Genomic DNA, 2,428 nt, shown 5'->3' with positions numbered 1-2,428 from the left:
AAGAAAATAACAGTTAGTAAAAATATAATTATGAAAATTAATTTTAACCATAAAGGTAAAAATGTGATTTCATCATCTCCACCAAGATGTTTATCAATTGAATGATAATAGATAGAATTGTTATTCTTCTTTAACTCTCTTATTTGGGCATCGATTCTTTCAATAAGATAGGGAGTGAGGTTTGCCTTTTTCGACAAGGCAAAATTCATATAGGCAGGCTGAAGAATAATGGAAGTTTTTTCGATATTGAAATTAATACTGTGAATATTTCCAAAATCTTTATCTACGACTCCTGCATCGATTTGTTTATTGTCTAAAGCCTGGAAAATTTCATCATAGTTTTCCATTTCTATGATTTCGCAATTGATTTTAAATTCTCTTGTAACTTTTTTTAATCCTTCCGGGCCATCCAAATCGAAACTGCCTTTTAATCCGGCTATTTTTTTACCTTCCAAGTCAAGAATTGTTTGAATATCAGATCCGTTTTTCTTATATATTCTTACCCAACTGAGCAGTACTGTTTCTTTTGAGAAGGCAAATCTTTCCTGTCTTTTCGGAGTTAAACCTACATCAACCATTATGTCGATTTCATTATTTTCCAAACGCTGCAGGCATTGATCCCATGTTCCATGAACCCATTGGATTTCCCAATTTTCCAGCTTGGCAATTTCTTCTGTGATGTCTGCCCAGAATCCGCTTATTTCACCATTCTCATCGGTAAATATCTTGGGTGGATTCTCATAAGTTCCGACCTTCAAATGTAATTTTTCAGTGGCTAATAAAGATAAGGCACTGCAGATAATCAAAAAAAACGTCAGTACAATTCTTTTTTTCATAAAACTATCCGCCTTTCTCCATGCTTATTGTAGACATGATTGTAACAGGAAACTGAATTTTCTTTTTCATCTTTTTTTCTTCAAAAGAAATCATGATATTACTTTTCTCAGTCTTATTACAAAAACAACTCCGCTTGGTTCATTATCTTCAACAGAAATGGAACCGCCATAACTTTCTATCGTTTTCTTTACAATATGCAATCCAATCCCTGTATGACCGGATTTACCGTAGAAGAATCCTTCATCAAAGATTTTCTTTTTGATCTTATCCGGAACACCTGTACCGTTATCCATAAACTTGATAATGCAGGTATAGGTGCTGTCCGAAATTTTTATCGAAATGCGTGTGGCTTTACCGTGCAAGATAGAATTCGAAAAAAGATTCTTGAAAACGGAGTATAATCCATCATCAGCATATACTTTGCAATCTCCTTCAATATCGATATTAACATCCGAAAACTCGTAAATTAATTCATTAACCACTTCACTAATTTGAATTTCTATCAAATCTGTATTTGACTCTATAAAAGTTTCATATCTTCGGTAATCTGCAATAGCATTTAAACTTTTTGTGGTTCTTTTTTCTATCTCTTCAAGCATCTTTTTGTTTTTTGTTTGTTTGAAAATATTAATAGCACTTTTGATAACAATAAAATCATTAGAAAGATCGTGCCGAATAATTTTATTCAATATTTTTAACCGTTCACTGCTTATTTTTAGTTTTTTCTCACTATCCTTAATCTTGTTTAAATTTTTTAGTAGTTGTTTCTGTTGCTCCTGAATAAGTTGGAAAGATCTGGCATTTTCGATCGCTAATCCGCACACGTTACTTAGAAACAAACCGAGATTCAGATAATGTTCTTTATATTGCGGAAAGGCAAGATTATTAATTCTGAGAATTCCAAGAACGTCATTTGTGGACTTGATTGTAATAATGAAACCATTTCCAGATTCTAACCATTGATATTTCTTTTTTATACCCGATAATTCATTCCAAATTTTATTATCTGAAATTTCCAATCCGTTTTTTAAGTACAGTTTTTTGGGCTGATTTTGCTGAAAGCACAAATAATGAAGTTCATCCGGTGCAAATAGAATGTTTATTGTCGTCAGGATTTTATCAATCACCATTTTTTCATTCATATTCTGAACAAGCTGAGCAGCTAAATCGAAAGCCATGGCATAATCTGAAACTTTTCTACTCTTCTGATTAAAATTTGCTTTTAACTTCAAATAATCGGAGCTGATGATATTTTCATTCAAGATATGTAAAAGTTTCAATCGCAGATAATCGAGTCCAATGGGGATAGTTTTCACCTCTTTTTTAACGAAGCGGCCAAATTCAGCCAATAAATTATCACTTTCAGGATTGATGCCTGTATCAAGCAAAAGAATGTATTTGCAAGATTCAGCAAAAAATTCGCCGGCGGTTTTCTGATCAAATCCCCACGTTTCAATTTGTCGCCGCCAATTCGTTATCCTGCTCGGGGTGATAAGATAAGCGCCATCTGAGATGTAATGATCGACCAACTCTTTATTCAGCAATAAATAAAAACAATTGGATTCATTTATGAATATTCGTTTGGAATTTT

The 2,428-nt window shown here is 32.8% G+C and carries 2 protein-coding genes; both read right to left on the bottom strand.

The window, feature by feature from the left end; all coding sequences use genetic code 11:
* The coding region (locus ENL20_06170) for a transporter substrate-binding domain-containing protein (protein HHE38139.1) at positions 1–836 on the bottom strand (836 nt) is incomplete at its 3' end.
* A 90-nt stretch (positions 837–926) separates the two neighbouring features.
* Entirely contained in the window at positions 927–2,225 is a 1,299-nt protein-coding gene (locus tag ENL20_06165; GenBank protein ID HHE38138.1) for a HAMP domain-containing histidine kinase, read from the bottom strand.
* Positions 2,226–2,428 lie beyond the last annotated feature (203 nt).

Source organism: Candidatus Cloacimonadota bacterium (assembly GCA_011372345.1).
In the GTDB taxonomy this organism is placed as follows: domain Bacteria; phylum Cloacimonadota; class Cloacimonadia; order Cloacimonadales; family TCS61; genus DRTC01.
The sequence above is the reverse complement of the archived record's forward strand: the minus strand, read 5'-3'. Positions and strand labels throughout refer to the sequence as shown.